The 15,228-nt window shown below is 64.0% G+C and carries 16 protein-coding genes; 8 read left to right on the top strand and 8 right to left on the bottom strand.

What is annotated here, in order from left to right:
* On the top strand, nucleotides 1-214 hold a 214-nt coding region (locus PQQ53_RS34490; protein WP_408329138.1), incomplete at its 5' end, for a hypothetical protein.
* Between the two features lie 21 nt (nucleotides 215-235).
* Here PQQ53_RS34490 and PQQ53_RS34485 read toward each other — a convergent pair.
* Nucleotides 236-550, bottom strand: a complete 315-nt coding sequence (locus PQQ53_RS34485; protein ID WP_408147413.1) for a DUF4148 domain-containing protein — start codon at nucleotides 548-550, stop codon at nucleotides 236-238.
* Here PQQ53_RS34485 and PQQ53_RS34480 point away from each other — a divergent pair.
* Nucleotides 536-1,645: a cytochrome P450 gene (locus PQQ53_RS34480; protein WP_408329135.1), complete on the top strand. Its 1,110-nt coding sequence runs from the start codon at nucleotides 536-538 to the stop codon at nucleotides 1,643-1,645. The two genes, PQQ53_RS34485 and PQQ53_RS34480, sit on opposite strands and share 15 nt — an antisense overlap.
* A 211-nt stretch (nucleotides 1,646-1,856) precedes the next feature.
* Here the strand turns inward: PQQ53_RS34480 and PQQ53_RS34475 are convergent, their stop codons facing one another.
* On the bottom strand, nucleotides 1,857-3,092 hold the full coding sequence (locus tag PQQ53_RS34475; RefSeq protein ID WP_408329132.1) for a YbfB/YjiJ family MFS transporter: 1,236 nt from the start codon (nucleotides 3,090-3,092) through the stop codon (nucleotides 1,857-1,859).
* 319 nt (nucleotides 3,093-3,411) lie between these two features.
* On the opposite strand from PQQ53_RS34475, the gene PQQ53_RS34470 reads away from it, so the two are divergent.
* From PQQ53_RS34470 to PQQ53_RS34460, 3 genes are all read left to right on the top strand, one after another.
* Nucleotides 3,412-4,071: a nitroreductase family protein gene (locus tag PQQ53_RS34470; protein WP_408329129.1), complete on the top strand. Its 660-nt coding sequence runs from the start codon at nucleotides 3,412-3,414 to the stop codon at nucleotides 4,069-4,071.
* Between the two features lie 182 nt (nucleotides 4,072-4,253).
* Nucleotides 4,254-4,736 carry a hypothetical protein gene (locus PQQ53_RS34465; RefSeq protein ID WP_408147405.1) on the top strand — a complete coding sequence of 161 codons (483 nt, stop codon included), beginning with the start codon at nucleotides 4,254-4,256 and terminating at the stop codon, nucleotides 4,734-4,736.
* 12 nt (nucleotides 4,737-4,748) lie between these two features.
* Nucleotides 4,749-5,612 carry a 4'-phosphopantetheinyl transferase family protein gene (locus PQQ53_RS34460; RefSeq protein ID WP_408147403.1) on the top strand — a complete coding sequence of 288 codons (864 nt, stop codon included), beginning with the start codon at nucleotides 4,749-4,751 and terminating at the stop codon, nucleotides 5,610-5,612.
* A gap of 157 nt (nucleotides 5,613-5,769) precedes the next feature.
* On the opposite strand, the gene PQQ53_RS34455 is transcribed toward PQQ53_RS34460, so the two are convergent.
* From PQQ53_RS34455 to PQQ53_RS34445, 3 genes are read right to left on the bottom strand one after another with little or no spacing between them, the layout of a single operon-like run.
* Entirely contained in the window at nucleotides 5,770-6,006 is a 237-nt protein-coding gene (locus PQQ53_RS34455; protein ID WP_408147394.1) for a DUF2783 domain-containing protein, read from the bottom strand.
* A 29-nt stretch (nucleotides 6,007-6,035) separates the two neighbouring features.
* Nucleotides 6,036-7,745, bottom strand: coding sequence for an FAD-dependent oxidoreductase (locus PQQ53_RS34450; protein WP_408329126.1), 1,710 nt, complete (start codon nucleotides 7,743-7,745; stop codon nucleotides 6,036-6,038).
* Between the two features lie 30 nt (nucleotides 7,746-7,775).
* The gene (locus tag PQQ53_RS34445) at nucleotides 7,776-8,735 is read right to left on the bottom strand and encodes an MBL fold metallo-hydrolase (RefSeq protein WP_408329123.1); all 960 of its coding nucleotides are present in this window, start codon (nucleotides 8,733-8,735) and stop codon (nucleotides 7,776-7,778) included.
* Nucleotides 8,736-9,005: 270 nt separating this feature from the next.
* On the opposite strand from PQQ53_RS34445, the gene PQQ53_RS34440 reads away from it, so the two are divergent.
* A complete protein-coding gene (locus tag PQQ53_RS34440) occupies nucleotides 9,006-9,863 on the top strand; it encodes an IclR family transcriptional regulator (protein ID WP_408329120.1) in 858 nt (285 codons plus the stop codon).
* Nucleotides 9,860-10,711, top strand: a complete 852-nt coding sequence (locus tag PQQ53_RS34435; protein ID WP_408147386.1) for an IclR family transcriptional regulator — start codon at nucleotides 9,860-9,862, stop codon at nucleotides 10,709-10,711. Before PQQ53_RS34440 ends, PQQ53_RS34435 begins: the two co-directional genes overlap by 4 nt.
* Before the next feature lie 8 nt (nucleotides 10,712-10,719).
* Here PQQ53_RS34435 and PQQ53_RS34430 read toward each other — a convergent pair whose 3' ends face one another.
* The 3 genes from PQQ53_RS34430 to PQQ53_RS34420 form a co-directional block, all read right to left on the bottom strand.
* A complete protein-coding gene (locus tag PQQ53_RS34430) occupies nucleotides 10,720-11,583 on the bottom strand; it encodes a MurR/RpiR family transcriptional regulator (RefSeq protein ID WP_408147384.1) in 864 nt (287 codons plus the stop codon).
* Between the two features lie 93 nt (nucleotides 11,584-11,676).
* The gene (locus PQQ53_RS34425; RefSeq protein ID WP_408147382.1) at nucleotides 11,677-12,759 is read right to left on the bottom strand and encodes an ABC transporter ATP-binding protein; all 1,083 of its coding nucleotides are present in this window, start codon (nucleotides 12,757-12,759) and stop codon (nucleotides 11,677-11,679) included.
* Nucleotides 12,760-12,805: 46 nt separating this feature from the next.
* Nucleotides 12,806-13,579, bottom strand: coding sequence for an SDR family oxidoreductase (locus PQQ53_RS34420; protein WP_408147380.1), 774 nt, complete (start codon nucleotides 13,577-13,579; stop codon nucleotides 12,806-12,808).
* 333 nt (nucleotides 13,580-13,912) lie between these two features.
* Here PQQ53_RS34420 and PQQ53_RS34415 point away from each other — a divergent pair, with 333 nt between their 5' ends.
* On the top strand, nucleotides 13,913-15,145 hold the full coding sequence (locus tag PQQ53_RS34415; RefSeq protein ID WP_408147378.1) for an ABC transporter substrate-binding protein: 1,233 nt from the start codon (nucleotides 13,913-13,915) through the stop codon (nucleotides 15,143-15,145).
* Nucleotides 15,146-15,228: the final 83 nt, after the last annotated feature.

Raw genomic sequence — 15,228 nt, 5'->3', positions numbered from 1 at the left:
TTCCAGCAAACTGAAACCCGCAACCGTGGCCCCTAGCAAACGGCGACGCCGCGTATTAATCTGGTCCGACATGATCATTCTCCTTATTCTGGGTCAGGCGAGATTGACTGAGTTCGTGCGAAAGGGAAGCGGGCTCGCGTCGCGAGGCCCGGCATGGCGCACCGCGGTCGGTGCCGCGATGCAAATCGATAGGGCCGTCTGGCGCCTCGATTGACGTAGTCAACCGGCTCACTGCTCAGGGCTTTGCGTAGATCGGACCGAGGCCGATAACGTCCGCTTGCGCATCACGCGAGCCCGCTGCCGACGTACCGGCAGTGGAAGGACCATACGACGACGCCGACACGCTCTTCTGTGCACTCAGGCGCGCCTCGGCTGCTTCGATATTCTTCGGGTATTGCGTTTCGTCGCTAGCGGGGTTGTAGCCGACGCTTTGCAACTCGACCAGTTGCGCGCGCACTTCGGCGCGAGTCAGCGGCTGGTTCGATTGCGCGAACGACAAAGCCGGCACGGCGAGGACAGCGGCAACGACGAGCGATTGAATCAGTTTCATGATGTCCACCTCAAAGAGAATTTGATTTCCGCAAACACCTGTCTGCGTTCTGGTCTGCTAGCCAGGTCGTCTGGCTTGGAAGTATTAGACCTCGCTGACGTATCTGGCGTGTGTCGGCGAATACCGGCTGTGCAACGTTATGTACCCGTGCATGGCGCAGATACATTGCGATACAAAAGAGCGCGCCGCCGCTGTCGCGAGACTTCTCTGTGCATGCGTCGCGGGTACAGTGGAATAAACGGGCTTGCCGGGTGGTATGGGTGGTTAAACCCGGTGCTTAAACCGGGCATCGCCGTCGATCGACTTGCTGGAGCATCAGGACACAATGAACTTCACATTCCGTCCGCCGACGGCACCGAACTCGGCGCGGCGGCGAGCCGCCTCGTCTCGGCATTCGACCTTGCACCGCTCAACGAGTCTATGCTCGCCGAAGCGAACGAAGCCGTGTCGACGCTCGAACGGTATTTTCAGCAGGTGATCGAACAACGGCGCCTCAATCCCGGCGATGACCTCATCTCCGCGCTCGTAAGCGTCGATGACGACGGCGTGACACTGAAAGACGACGAGATCGTCTCGAACACGATCCTGCTGTTCATTGCCGGCCACGAGGCCACCTCGAACATGATCGGCAATGCGATGGTGGCGCTGTTCCGTCAACCTGCCCACATCGACGAGTTGAAGCGCGATCCGGCCTTGATCCCGCAGGCGGTCACGGAATGCATGCGTTATGACGGTTCGGTGCAGATGGTCGTGCGCACGGCGCTCGAAGAAGTGGTGATCGACGGCGAGACGCTTTCGCCCGGCACGATCGTGTTCATGCTGATCGGCGCGGCCAATCGCGATCCGGCCGTTTTCTCCCATCCGGATCAGCTCGATTTTCATCGTGGAAGTAGCACGGCGTCGTTGTCGTTCGGCGGAGGCATTTATTATTGCCTCGGCGCGCGGCTTGCGCTGCTCGAAATGGAAGCGGCAATGACGTGCCTGCTCGCGCGTTTCCCCGATATGCGGCCCGTCAACCTCGATCAGCTGGTCTGGCACAAACGCAATAATCTGCGAGGCGTGCAGTCGTTGCAGATTGCCGTGGCCGCGAACTAGCCCCTGACATCGGTCCGGTCGGCGCCTCGGGAAAGCGAGGCGCGCGACTATCGCATCGAACTCGTTCGAATCAGGGACTACAGGTTGGAATAGGCGAACGGAATCCCGCTTCAATTGAGCGGATTTCAGGCGGACGACAGCGTACTATCCGGCGACAACCAACGGCGACGTAAGCCCGGGTGCCGTCAGTTAACGCCGTGCAGACACCGGCTCACGCGCCACGCAACGGCTTCTGACAAGCGGCCAACACCGCACCGAGCCCGAGCAGGAACGCGGAATAAACCAGCCCGCGCGCCAGCCCCGCTCCATCCGATACCCACCCGATCACCATAGGCCCGACGATCTGCCCAAACGCGAACACGATCGTGAATGCGCTGATCCCCTTGGCCCAGTGACTCACGGGCAAGTTGTGGCGCACGAACGCCGTCGTCGAAGCCACCGCCGACAGAAACGTCGCGCCAAACAGCACGCCGGACACGAACGCTACCCACGGCTGCGTGAACAGCGCGGGCAGCAGCGTCGCCACCGCGAGCAAGGCGTTGAGCACCGCGAGCGCCTGGCCGCCGCGCATCCGGTCGAGCAGCCCGGACCACACGCGAGCCGACACCACCGTCGCCACACCGAGCAGCAGATAGAAACCCGTTACGACCGCCGCGCTCATGCCGGCATTGCGCAGCAGCGCAACGATGAAGGTCATGTAGCCGATATAACCGACGCCGAACAATCCATAGCCCGTCAGTGCCGCACTGAAACGCGGCCAACGTGGCGCGTCGTCGGAGGCGCTCGCGCGTGCGGCCGACACCCCGCTCGCATGCACGCTCTCGATTTTGCGCGCAGCGCCGATCGCCACCGCTGAGAACGCCGCGCACGCCACCGCCAGTGCGAACCACGCGAATTGCCAGCCATGCGCGACATTGAAGATGGTCAACGGCACCAGCACCGATGACGCCACGATGCCCCATCCCGTGCCGCCGTAGTACAGGCCGAGCACGAGCCCTGCGTCGTGCGGACTCGCCGACGCCAGCCGCGCGGCCAGCACGCCGCCGCTAATGAAGATCGCCGCGCTGCTCGCACCGGTGATCACGCGCAAGACGAGCAGGGAATTCGTGTCGGCGAGCAGTCCGCTGCCGGCCATCAGCAGCGCAGTGGCCGCGCAGCCGCCGCCGAACAGCGCACCGGCCGACCAGCGGCGCGCGAGTCGCGGGAAAGCCAGCGCGCCGAGCAGGTAACCCAGCGCATTGGCGGTGTTCATCGCGCCGGCTTGCGCGAAGCTCCAGCCGAGGTCGAGTTTCATCGACGGCAACAGCAGCGCGTACGCGAAGCGCGCAAGCCCCAACGCGATCGCGCTTCCTAGCGACAGCGCGGCGGCGAGCATCAAGGTGGGCAGGCGTTGCGCCGCGTCGGTGGAACTGGAGTGCGAGGCGGTGTCGAGTGAACTGGGCGGCATTGGCTGGCGTGAGTGGGCTGAAAATCCTGCGAGACGGTTTGGCGATAAGGCTTCATGCGGCACGTCGCCATCATATCCGGGAGTGGCTGGCGCGTCTGACCGTTAGTTGCTTTATTGGACACGGGTACGCGGCCCGTCCTCAGACTGCGGGCATCTCACGCCCCTAGCCGACGATCTTCCGGGCGAAGAGCGACGCCGCGCCGCCGCCGCGTTCCAGGCATGAGGCCAAACTAACCGCACCCATCTAAATGCGAATGATTTGCATTTACTAGCGATTTGGCTCATGATTCACCCCATGCCATTTGCCGAACAAGAAATCATGACGACGCTCGACCTCAGCCGCGCCGAGACTGAAACCGCCTGCTCAACGACGGCCTCGCCCGCCATCGCGACTTCGCCCGATGCGCCCGCAGCGCTCGACGTACTGCTCTCGCGCCAATCCCATTGGCCGCTCACCGAACCCGGCCCGCGCGACGCCGAGCTCGACCTGATCGTCGATGCCGCCTTGCGCGCGCCCGATCACGGCAATCTGCGCCCATGGCAATTCGTGACGATTCGCGGCGACGCACGCGGCCCTCTCGGTGATCTGCTGGTCGACCTCGCGTGCGGCCGCGCGCCTGGCGAGCCGCGCTCCGCGCACGCGCATCGTCGGCAGAAGGCGTTCGCCGCGCCGCTGATAATCGCGCTCGGCGCGGCGCTTAGGCCGCATCCGAAAGTGCCCGAAGTCGAGCAGTTGCTCTCGGCAGGCGCGGCGGCGATGAACATGCTGAACGCCATTCACGCGCTCGGCTACGGCGGTTTCTGGGCCACGGGGCCGGACAGCTACGAAGCGCGTCTGCACGACGCGCTGGGCTTCGCATCGAACGAGCGCCTGCTGGGCTTCCTGTTCGTCGGTACGCCGAAATCGCCGGGACAGACTCCCACGCGAGCCTCACGCCGCGACCATGTGCGCGAATGGCGGCCGCCGCAGCCAGCCTGACCGATGAGCGCACCCGATCGCACGGGCATCACGCCGAGGCAGGCCGTGCGCTCCAGGCATCCGATATGACGCACGCTTGCGTCATCGCCGATCCGTCGCACGCGACATGCGCTGGCCTGCGACGCGGCACCGTTCCATCTGGCCGGCGCGACGCTTTGGACTGTGTCCATTCAGGAGCATCGATGAACTTTCGCTCTCAATACAGCAGCCGTCCCGAACTGATCGACGATCATCAGCCCGACACCACCGACGCGCCCGAGCGCACAGTGCTGAGCGCCGTGCGCACCTGGCTGCGGCCGGCCTGCGAGACCGCGCGCGGCGGCGCCGTGCACTGGCGCGACATTCTGAGCGGCGTCGGCTTGCGTCAGGACGGCATCGAACATTTCGATCTGCTGATGCGTTCGCTGATGCACGTGTCGTACCGTCCGCTCGACATGCGTTGCCGTTGCGCGAGCGATCTCGGCAAGGACGAAGCGGTGATTCTGCAAACCATCGCCTTGCTGCAGAAGACGCATAGCGGCGCGGCTTTGCGCATGCTGGCCGAATGGCTGCCCGCGCCCGCGGTGAGCGGCGTGCTGAAGCTGATTCGCTGGTTCGCCATCGATCTGCTCGACGCGGGTGTGGAACTCGACGTGCAAGCGCGACGCGTCACGTATATGCATTGAGGACGCAAGCCCATGCCATTGGAACTGGATCTGGCTGCACTGGCGGCTTCATCCGCGCCGGTGCGTGACAGCGGCGACGCATGCGCGATTGAAGACGCGATTGAATTCCCGGCAGCACGCGCGCTCGCCGAACACGTTCAGCAGCCTGCTCGCGTCGAGCACGCCATCGTCGCTGCAGCGGCCCCCACCTTCCTGTCGCATCCGCTGACGCGCCACTATCCGCGCAAAACCGCCGCGCCGCGTGCCGGCGAACTGCATCTATGGCGCTTTCGTTGCGAATGGTTGCCCGTACCGGTACAGGAAGGCGAGAGCTGGCTTTCGAAGACAGAGCGCGAGCGCGCGCGGTTGCATCCGAACGCCGCACTGCGCAAACGCTTTATCGGCGGGCGCGTGGTAGCGCGCTGGATCGTCGGCCATCTGTTCGAGTGCGAGCCGCGCGTCGTTGATCTGCAAGACGACGGCAGCGAGAAACTGCACGCTCGCCATCCTCATGATGGTCACGGCGTCACCATCGATATCGCGTATGGCGGAATCTGGATCGTGATCGGAATGGCGTCGGTGACGCTCGGCCTGAGCGTCGTCGTGCCATCGCCCGGCGCAGCGCCCGACGAGACGCCGGAAAAATCGCGCCGCCGCGCTCGCTATGGCAGCCTCTGCAATGCGCTGCGTTATGCGCCGGTCGATATCGACGGCGATCTGCTGTCGAGCGATATCGCGAGTTGCGCATTCGATCTCGCGGAACACGGCCGTTGGCATGTGCTCGATCTGCCGATGAGCGGCAAGATTCGCGCGGCAGTCGCGCTCGCGCAGCCGCTCACGCTGGTGCGCACGTTCGGGTGGCCGAAGGGTTTGGCATTGGGGCAATTGACGGATTAGCGCATGGAAAACGCCTGTCATTGTTTAGGCATGCCAACGTGTCGTCCAGCGGCATATCGAAATCAAAACCGATCCTGACGGCGCGGACGGCCTACGAGGATTTGCGGAAAAACAAGCGCGACTCGGCTGCCACGCGTGCGGCTTTCCTCGCGTAGTCTCAAGCCGCCAGCGAATGCGCCTGCGCGCCCCGCACCGAAACACCCGCCGCGCCTTCACGCGCATGCTGCATCGCTTCGATCAGCGTCGCGTGATCGCCGATATGATTGGCGAGCAGCAGGATCAATTGCGCATTGGCCGACTGACTCTGCGCGTCATCCAGATCGCGATGCATGTCGATCAGCGCCTCGTAGAAATCATCGGGGCGAGCGAGGTTCGGTTGCGTGTTCAGTGCCATGTCTGTCTCCTGCTTGTTTGCTGATTCGCTCAGGCGGTGCCTGCGACACACAGCGCTCGCTTCAGCGCATGTCCTACGGCGTCCACATCGACTTGCCGCCAACGCGCACACACATGCTGATCCGGCCGAATCAGATAGAACGTCCCATGCGTCGCGTCGTAGCGCGCGCTAGCGAGACCTTCGGTGTCGTGGACCACCCCCAAACCCCGCCACGCCCCAGCTTGCGCATCACCGCGAGTCACCACGACGAGCTTCAACGGAATCGGTCCCGCACGCAACACATCCAACGCGGCCAGCGTCGCCGGATCGACGCCCTGCTCGCCGCAAAACAGCACACCGGTGAATTGCTGCCCGACTTGCTGCAGCAGCCAGCCCGGCTGCTCGCCCACCTGAACCGGCGCATCGACGCACGACGCACCCGGCACCATCGCGCCGTCGAAGCTGTCACGGTCCGCTGTATTCAGCGGGGAATCGCGCAACACAGCCGGCACCGAGAGACGGCCGCTATTGGCCAACTGACGCGCGAACGGATGATGCCGCGACAGCTTTAGCACGGCATCGCGGAACACGCGGCTCACTGGACTCTTCGGCGTAATGAAATCGGTGGAGCGCGTCGAGTTGCGGATGTTTTCATCGGCGGCGAATTCGCGTTCGCTTGCATACGTGTCGAGCAATCCGTCGGATGCTTTGCCGGCGAGCACCATCGCCAGCTTCCATGCGAGGTTTTCCGCGTCCTGCACGCCACTATTCGCGCCACGCGCGCCGAACGGCGACACGCCATGCGCCGAGTCGCCGGCAAACAATACGTTGCCGTGGCGGAAGCGCTCCATCCGCGAACACGAGAAGGTGTAGACGCTGACCCATTCCAGTTCGAACTTCGCGTCCTGCCCGAGCAGTGCGCGCACTCGCGGAATCACCCGTTCCGGCGTTTTTTCCAGCACGGGATCGGCGTCCCATCCCAACTGGAAATCGATTCGCCACACGTTGTCCGGCTGACGATGCAGCAACACGGACTGATTCGGATGAAACGGCGGATCGAACCAGAACCAGCGCTCGGTCGGAAAGTCCGCTTCCATCTTCACGTCGGCGATCAGGAAGCGGTCCTTGAACGTCACCCCCTTGCTATCGAGTCCCATCAGCTTGCGCATCGGGCTGCGCGAGCCGTCGGCGGCGACCACGTAACGGCCGTGCAACGGATACTGTCCGCTGGGCGTTTCGACCGTCAGCGTCACGCCGGCCTCGCACGTGCCGGCCGTGCCGCTCTGCTCGACGCCGACCACTTTGCTCTTCCAGCGAATCTCGAGGTTCGGCATTTCCTGCGCGCGTTCGAGCAGGAACCCTTCGACGTAGTACTGCTGCAGATTGATGAACGCGGGCCGGTGGTGCCCCGCTTCCGGTTGCAGATTGAACGTGTACACCAGCTCGTCTTTCAGGAACACCTTGCCGACGTTCCAGCTAATGCCTTTGTCGACCATCCGCTGACCGCATCCCAGACGATCGAAAATATCGAGCGAGCGCTTCGAAAAGCAGATCGCCCGCGATCCCGTGGACAACGAACAATCGTCGTCGACCAGCACGACCCGCACGCCCTGCTGCGCGACATCGATGGCGGTAGCGAGGCCCACCGGTCCCGCGCCGACCACGATCACCGGGTGGAGCGCCTGCTGCGCAGCAGATTGTTCGCGCTGTTCGCGGCACGGCTGGTATTCGAACGACAGCGTCTGGTAGTTGATGCTCATGTCATGTCTCCGTCCATCTCTCCGTGGCCGTCAGGCTTGCAGCGCGTCCCACATCTCCTTGTCGCGTTGCGCGGTCCAGATGCGCGGATGCGTGATGCCGCTCGCTTCGTCGAAAGCACGCGATACATCGAACGGCAGGCAATGCTCGTAGATGAACACGTGGCCGAACTTCGGATCCATCGCCTGACGCGTGAGCGCCATCGCAGCCTTCAGATCCAGTTTCTGCGCGACGGCTTCACGGCCCTGTTGCAGCAGCGTGGTGACGAAGTCCGTCGTGTAATCGAGACCCTTGTCGACGTCTTCCGGCGTCGTCAGCGCAGGGCCGCGCCCCGGCACCAGCTTGTCGGCCTTCAACGCGCGCAATGCTTCGAGCGTCGCCGGCCATTGTTCGAGCTGCGCGTCGCCGCAATAGCAGGCTGCGTCGTACTCGACGAGGTCGCCGGAAAACAGCACCTTCTGCGACGGCAGCCACACCACGGTGTCGCCCTTCGTGTGACCCGCGCCGAGATGCGCGATGCGCACTTCGAGCTCGCCGAGAAACAGCGTGATTTCCTTCTCGAACACGAGCGTCGGCCAGGTCAGGCCCGGCACCGTTTCGACGCCGGCGAACAGACGCGGGAAGCGTTCGATCTCCGACTTCATATCGGCCTCGCCGCGCTCGACGATCATCTCGTACGTGCCGCGGCTCGCGATCACCTGCTGCGCGCCCTCCGCAAAATAGGCCGACGCGCCGAGCACGCGCACCGCGTGGTAGTGCGACAGCACGACGTATTTGATCGGCTTGTCAGTCACGCCGCGAATTTTGGCGATGAGGTCTTGCGCCATGGCCGGCGTCGCGGTGGTGTCGACGATCAACACGCCGTCGTCGCCGATGATCACGCCCGAGTTCGGGTCGCCCTCCGCGGTGTACGCGTAGGCGTTCTCGGACAGCTTGGTCCACGTGACTTGCTTGACTTCCAGGTCGGCCTGGGATGCGAATGCCTTTGCCATGCTTGTCTCCCTCAAAAGTTGGACGTGAGGCGAGACGACGGCCGGCTGCGCACGGAAAGCGCCGGCTGACGGTAATGGAGGATTGTCTCGCCCCGTTTTTGACTCTGTGACTGCGTCGGTGTGTCGGGGTGAATGCATCTTATGGCGCGCCGCGATTTTTTGTCAATAGCGAAATGTATCGCTATACGCAAATTTCAAGACGCCTAAGATGAAAGCTGGGAGGGACGATCATTCGATTAAGATGGACCCTTTTTACGGACGAGCGCAGGTGTGAGCAAAGCAGCGAAACCGGCCACGGGCAAAGGCGCGCGCGGCGACGAGCCGGCGCACGGCGGTAAAACTCAGCGCGGCATTCAGAGCGTCGAAGTGGGCGGCCGGGTGTTGCTCGCGCTCGCCCAGGCACGCACGCCACTGGCGCTCTCCGATCTCGCCGGCGCCGCGCAAATCGCACCGGGACAGGCTCACGCCTATCTGGTGAGCCTGAGCCGTCTGGGTCTCATCAAGCGCGATGAACTGTCGGGCCGTTATGAACCCGGACCGCTGTCGCTGCGGCTCGGCTTGCTGCACCTCGAAAATCAGCCGGCGTTTCGCGCCGCCGTGCCGCGCGTCGCGGCGCTGGCGGAAACGATCGGATTCAGCGTCGCCATCTGTATTGCCGGGCCGCAGGGGCCGACCATCGTCCGTTATGAGCACGCGGGGTTTCCGCTGCACGTCAATCTGCATGTGGGCACGGTGATGTCGCTGCCGGCCACGTCGACGGGACGCGTGTTTTGCGCGTTTTCGCCGCGCGACGCGCTGGCCGGGATGTGGGCGAATCAGTCGGGCACGGCCGACGGCGCGATGACGCCACCCAGCGAAAGCGCCGCTTTCGCGGCGGCGTTGAACGGGATTCGCCAGCGCGGGTTGGAATCGAGCGTGGATGCGCCGAGCCCTGGCATCAGCAGCCTGAGCGCGCCGGTGCTGGACGGCGACGGCCGCTTGCTGCTCGCGCTGACGGTGATCGGCTCGACCGGCGCAATCGATGTCGCCGTCGAAGGCCCGACCGCTCGCGCACTGCTTGCCGCGGCCCACGATATCGGCGCCGAACTGGCGACCGCACCTTCTCTGACGGCTTCTTCCGTATCGTGACCGACTCTGCCGACCGCTCGCCCCATTCAGCCGCCGATGCGAAACCGCAGCGCGGCATCCAGTCGCTCGATAGCACGGGCGAGTTGCTGACTGCGCTGGTCACCGCGGCGCGGCCGTTGAGCTTGCGCGATCTGGCGGCGGCGGCCGACATGCCGCCGGCGAAGGCATTTCCGCACCTGGTGAGCCTGCTGAAAATCGGCCTGCTCAATCGCGATGCGGCCGGCTGTTTCGAAGCCGGACCGCTCGCGCTGGAGTTGGGTTTGATCGGCTTGCAAAGGCTGTCGCCGACGCGCGAAGCGGAGCCCGAAGTGGTCGAGCTGGCGGCGTCGACGGCAATGAGCGTGGCGATGGCGGTGCTCGGGCCGCTCGGGCCGACCGTCGTGCGGCTGGAGGAATCCGCGCGCCCGTTGCATGTGAGCTTGCGGGTCGGCACGGTGCTGTCGCTGGTGAACACGGCGATCGGTCGCGTGTTCGCAGCGTATGTCGCGGATGATGTTCGCACGGGTCTGCTCGCGCAGGATCATTTGCGACTGGCGGGGGTGGGGACTGGCGCCCCCGTTGCGGACAAACCGGAATTCGCGCCGGCGAGCCCAACCTACGCGCAACGACTCGCGCAGATCCGCGCGGACGGCATCGATACGGCATTGAGCCGCCCCGTGCCCGGCATCAGCACCCTGGCTGCGCCGGTGTTCGACCACACCGGCAGCATCTGTCTCGTGCTGGCGTTAATGGGACCGAGCGGGAGTTTCGATAGCGAGCTGGCGGGCGGCCCTGCGCAGACGTTGCGTGCAGCGGCGTCGAGGTTGTCGCGCAGGTTTGGCTGGATGCCCGCAACTGACGGGGGCTGAAGAAGCACTCAATTGCCCGCATCCTCCGGCCCATGCGATGCGAGCCTCGCCTTCGCATGCCGCATCTTCTCGAGCGTCTTCGGTCCCGCCTTCAGCGCGACGCCAATCGCGAGCGCGTCCATGATGCACAGATGCACGAGCCGCGACACGCCCGGCGTATTCGGATCGACCGGACTCGGCACGCGCAGCAGCAGTGGAATATCGACGAGCCACGCAAGCCGGGAACCGACGTTGGTCAATGCAATCGTGGTCGCGCCGCGCTCCTTGGCAATCTGAATGCTCTCGTTCACTTCGACGCTGCGGCCCGAATGCGAAATCGCAAAGGCCACGTCGCCCGGTTCCATCAGGCCCGCGTACAGCCGCTGCAAATGACCGTCGGTAAACGCCGTGGACGCGATATCGATTCGCAAGAACCGCAACGCCGCATCTTGCGCGACGAGCCCCGATCCGGAACCCACGCCGAAGAAAAACACCCGCCCCGCACTCGACAACGCCGCAATCGCACTCTCGACCACCGCCGGGTCCAGCGCGCCGCAAGCATGCGTAATGCCGTCGATCGCCGCCTCGCCGACCTTGTCCATCAAGGTCTGCACGTCGTCGTCACGCGCCACCGCCGTCGATGCGTACGGCAGACCGCCCGCCACGCTCTGCGCCAGTTGCATCTTGAAGTCGCGCAGCCCATGCGCGCCGATCGCGCGGCAAAAGCGCGTGACGGAAGGCTCGGACACCTCCGCGCGCTGCGCGAGTTCGGTGATGCTCGCGCGCATCGCGAAGTCGACGTCGCTCAACACCATGTCGGCGACCTTGCGTTCGGCGGGCCGCAAACTGGCAAGTGCGCTGCGGATGTGGGGAATCAAGTTCGGTGCGGACACCCGGTGTTCCTTGAGGGTTAAATGAATCCGCGTCGCTCGCAGCTTCGATCAGCTTCAATCGGCTTGAATAGCATTCAAGCGGCAACACGCGGTTCAGACCAGCCTGCGTCCACTCTCCGTATCGAACAGATGAATATGCCCGGCCGGCAAGCGCAGCGTCACGCGCTGGCCAGGCTCGACCTGCGAGCGCTGGCGCGTCGTCACGCACCACGTGTTGCCGCCTATTTTCCCGTACAAGTGCGTCTCCGCGCCAGTCGGCTCGACCACTTCGACTTCGAGCACGGCGTCCGGCGTCTGCGTGACGGTTTCGATATGTTCGGGCCGCACACCGAGCGTGACCTTCGCGCCGGGCGTGGCCGTGGCGGGCACGCTCTCCAGAACGATCTCGGCGCCGTCGGCGAGTTTCAATGCGAGACCCTGCCCTTGCGCGCGATTCACGATCACGCCTTCGGCAAAATTCATCGACGGCGAGCCGAGGAAGCTCGCGACAAACAGATTCGCCGGATGGTCGTACAGTTCCAGCGGACGCCCGATCTGCTCGATACGCCCCGCGTTCATCACGACGATGCGGTCGGCCATCGTCATCGCTTCGATCTGATCGTGCGTGACGTAGATCACCGTATTCTTCAGTCGCTGATGCAGCGCCTTGATTTCCGTGCGCATCTGCACACGCAGCTTGGCGTCGAGATTCGACAGCGGTTCGTCGAACAGAAACAGGGACGGCTCGCGCACCACCGCGCGGCCCATCGCCACGCGTTGCCGCTGACCACCGGACAGCGCACGCGGCAAGCGGTCCAGATAGTCGCCGAGGTTCAGCATTTTCGCGGCGGCTTCGATACGCGGCTTGAAACTCGCCGAGGATTCCTTACGAATACGCGGACCGAACGCAATGTTCTCGTAGACGGACAGATGCGGATAGAGCGCGTAGCTCTGAAACACCATCGAGATATTGCGCTGCTGCGGCGCGAGCGCATTCGCCCGCGTGCCGCCGATCATCAGATCGCCGCCGCTGATCTCTTCGAGTCCGGCCACCATCCGCATCAGCGTGCTCTTGCCGCAGCCCGACGGCCCGACCAGTACGACGAACTCGCCGTCGTCGATGTCGAGATCGATGCCGTGTACCACTTGCGTGTCGCCGTAGCGCTTGAAGATGCCGCTCAGTTGCACTGCTGCCATGCTGTCCTCATTGTCTTGCTGCGTTGATCCGGGTGTGAGTAGCGGTTCAAAGCGATTCAAGCGTCAGTTCTTCCGCCATCAGACGATTGCCCGCCATCAGACCGCCGTCGACCGGCAACGCGACGCCGGTAATCACGCGCGCCATCGGCGACGCGAGAAACAGCACCGCATCGGCGATGTCGTCGGGTGTCGCGAAGTCGCGCAATGGGTACCACTTCTTCAGATCCTCGAAGACCTGCGGATTCTTGTCGACACGCGCCTGCCAGGCCTGCGTCTTCACGGTGCCCGGACACACGATGTTGGCGCGAACGCCATAACGGCCCAGTTCGATCGCGAGTGACTTCGTGTAGCTGATCAGTCCGGCCTTCGCCGCGCTGTACGCCGGATGACCGAGCGCCGCCATGCCGTTCACCGAACCGATCAGCACCAGCGCGCCGCGCTGCCGTTCGATCATCGACGCCCGTACCGCCTCCACCGTGTGATACGTGCCGTTCAGATTCAGATGGATATCGCGCTGCCAGCTTGCGGCATCCGTGGCGGCGAGCGTCGTGCCCAACGCCGCGCCGGCGTTCGCGACCAGCACGTCCACCGGGCCGCGCGTCCTGACCGCGGCGGCCACTGCTTGCTGCACCGCGGCGGCATCGCCGAGATCGACGGCGATCGGCGTGACGTGCGCCGCGCCGAGTTGCGCGGTCAACGCGCTCAGCGCGGCCGCGTCGATGTCGAGCGCGAGCACCGTATCGCCCGCCTCCACGAAGCGCTTGCACAACACGCTGCCGATGCCGCCGCAAGCGCCCGTTACCAACACCACACGATCCATGTCCGCCTCGCTCCTCGATCTCGCCGCCCGGCAGCTTCGCAGCGTGTAAATTTCCTACAAACCTGACGGCAACGCAGTTGTCTAGTCATCCCGAAGATTGGGTATCCGTGACATCGCGTGATAAGAATACCCCTGTTTTACAGCATCATATGCACAAAACCAGCCGGGAAAAAATATCGCAGACCCTACGTGACAAGCAATTTTGCGTCATGTAGGATTTTTTCAAACAATTCAACCCAAGCGGCCGGCGACGGCAGCAGACCACCCCACCATCGTAGGATGGGACCGGAGCAAACGCGAAAGCGCCAACTCCGTTCGACACAGGAGAGAGAAATGTCGTTGCATGCCCGTGCTTCCCTCGCGCTCGGCAAAGTTGCCGTGGCGCTCGCGTTTGCAGGTATCGCCGTCGCGGCTCACGCCGACACGGTCCGCGTCACTGTCGCCCACTACAGCGATGCGACCGCGCCGTACTTCGAAAAAATGGCCCGCAACTTCGAAAAGGCCAACCCCGGCACGACCATCAAGATCGAAGACGTGAACTGGGACACGCTGCAACAGAAGCTGCAAACGGACATCTCCGGCAACGCCAACGCCGACCTCGCGATCGTCGGCACGCGCTGGCTGCTCGACTTCGTGAAGGACGACGTGGCCGAGCCGCTCGACGGCTATATGGACGCGAACTTCAAGGGCCGCTTCATCGGCCCGTTCCTGGCGCCGGGTCAGATCAACGGCAAGACCTACGGCCTGCCGATCGCCGCGTCCGCACGCGCGCTGTACTACAACAAGGATCTGCTCGCGAAGGTCGGCTACCCCGACGGTCCGAAGACCTGGGACGACGTGATCGACGCGTCGAAGAAACTGAAAGCGCAGGGCATCGCCGGCTTCGGTCTGCAAGGCAAGGAAATCGAAACCGACGTCTACTATTACTACGCGCTGTGGACCAACGGCGGCGACGTGGTCGGCAAGGACGGCAAGGCGGCGTTCAATTCGCCGGCCGGCATCAAGGCGGCCACGCTGTACAAGACCATGATCGACCAGGGTCTCACGCAGCCGGGCGTGACCGGCTACAGCCGCGAAGACGTGCAGAACCTGTTCAAGCAGGGCCGCGTCGCGATGATGATTTCGGCACCGTTTCTCGCGAAGCAGATCAAGAAGGAAGCGCCGAATCTGAAGTACGGTATCGATCCGATTCCGATGGGCACCACGCACGCCACCTATGCCGTCACCGACTCGATCGTGATGTTCAAGAACTCGAAGGTGAAGAAGTCGGCATGGAAGTTCCTCGACTATCTGTTCACGAAGGAACCGCGCGTCGAGTTCACGACGACCGAAGGCTTCCTGCCGACCACGAAGGCCGAAGCGACCGATCCGGCGTTCAACGATCCGGATACCAAAGCATTCGTCGCACTGCTGCCGACCGCCCACTTCGCGCCGACCGTGACCGGCTGGGAAGACACCGCGAAGGCCGTGACCGACTCGATGCAGTCGATCTACCTCGGCAAGGCGCAGCCGGCTGCCGCGCTGAATGCGGCGGCCGCGCAAGCGAACAAGTCGCTCGGTCATTGATAGCGTCGTAGCTTCGTGGTGATTTGCTGAACCCGGAACGCGCGCCCCCCGGTGGCAAAGCGGGGGGCGGGGCGGGGGGGGGG

The sequence above is a fragment of the Paraburkholderia strydomiana genome (assembly GCF_046030495.1).
Lineage (GTDB): Bacteria > Pseudomonadota > Gammaproteobacteria > Burkholderiales > Burkholderiaceae > Paraburkholderia > Paraburkholderia strydomiana_A.
This window is presented reverse-complemented; position numbering and strand designations above follow the sequence as displayed.

Bases quoted from the DNA above. Each gene is read 5' to 3' on its own strand.
- PQQ53_RS34485 (WP_408147413.1), bottom strand. From the start codon at position 550: ATGAAACTGATTCAATCGCTCGTCGTTGCCGCTGTCCTCGCCGTGCCG.
- PQQ53_RS34475 (WP_408329132.1), bottom strand. From the start codon at position 3,092: ATGCCGCCCAGTTCACTCGACACCGCCTCGCACTCCAGTTCCACCGAC.
- PQQ53_RS34470 (WP_408329129.1), top strand. From the start codon at position 3,412: ATGACGACGCTCGACCTCAGCCGCGCCGAGACTGAAACCGCCTGCTCA.
- PQQ53_RS34465 (WP_408147405.1), top strand. From the start codon at position 4,254: ATGAACTTTCGCTCTCAATACAGCAGCCGTCCCGAACTGATCGACGAT.
- PQQ53_RS34460 (WP_408147403.1), top strand. From the start codon at position 4,749: ATGCCATTGGAACTGGATCTGGCTGCACTGGCGGCTTCATCCGCGCCG.
- PQQ53_RS34455 (WP_408147394.1), bottom strand. From the start codon at position 6,006: ATGGCACTGAACACGCAACCGAACCTCGCTCGCCCCGATGATTTCTAC.
- PQQ53_RS34450 (WP_408329126.1), bottom strand. From the start codon at position 7,745: ATGAGCATCAACTACCAGACGCTGTCGTTCGAATACCAGCCGTGCCGC.
- PQQ53_RS34445 (WP_408329123.1), bottom strand. From the start codon at position 8,735: ATGGCAAAGGCATTCGCATCCCAGGCCGACCTGGAAGTCAAGCAAGTC.
- PQQ53_RS34425 (WP_408147382.1), bottom strand. From the start codon at position 12,759: ATGGCAGCAGTGCAACTGAGCGGCATCTTCAAGCGCTACGGCGACACG.
- PQQ53_RS34420 (WP_408147380.1), bottom strand. From the start codon at position 13,579: ATGGATCGTGTGGTGTTGGTAACGGGCGCTTGCGGCGGCATCGGCAGC.
- PQQ53_RS34415 (WP_408147378.1), top strand. From the start codon at position 13,913: ATGTCGTTGCATGCCCGTGCTTCCCTCGCGCTCGGCAAAGTTGCCGTG.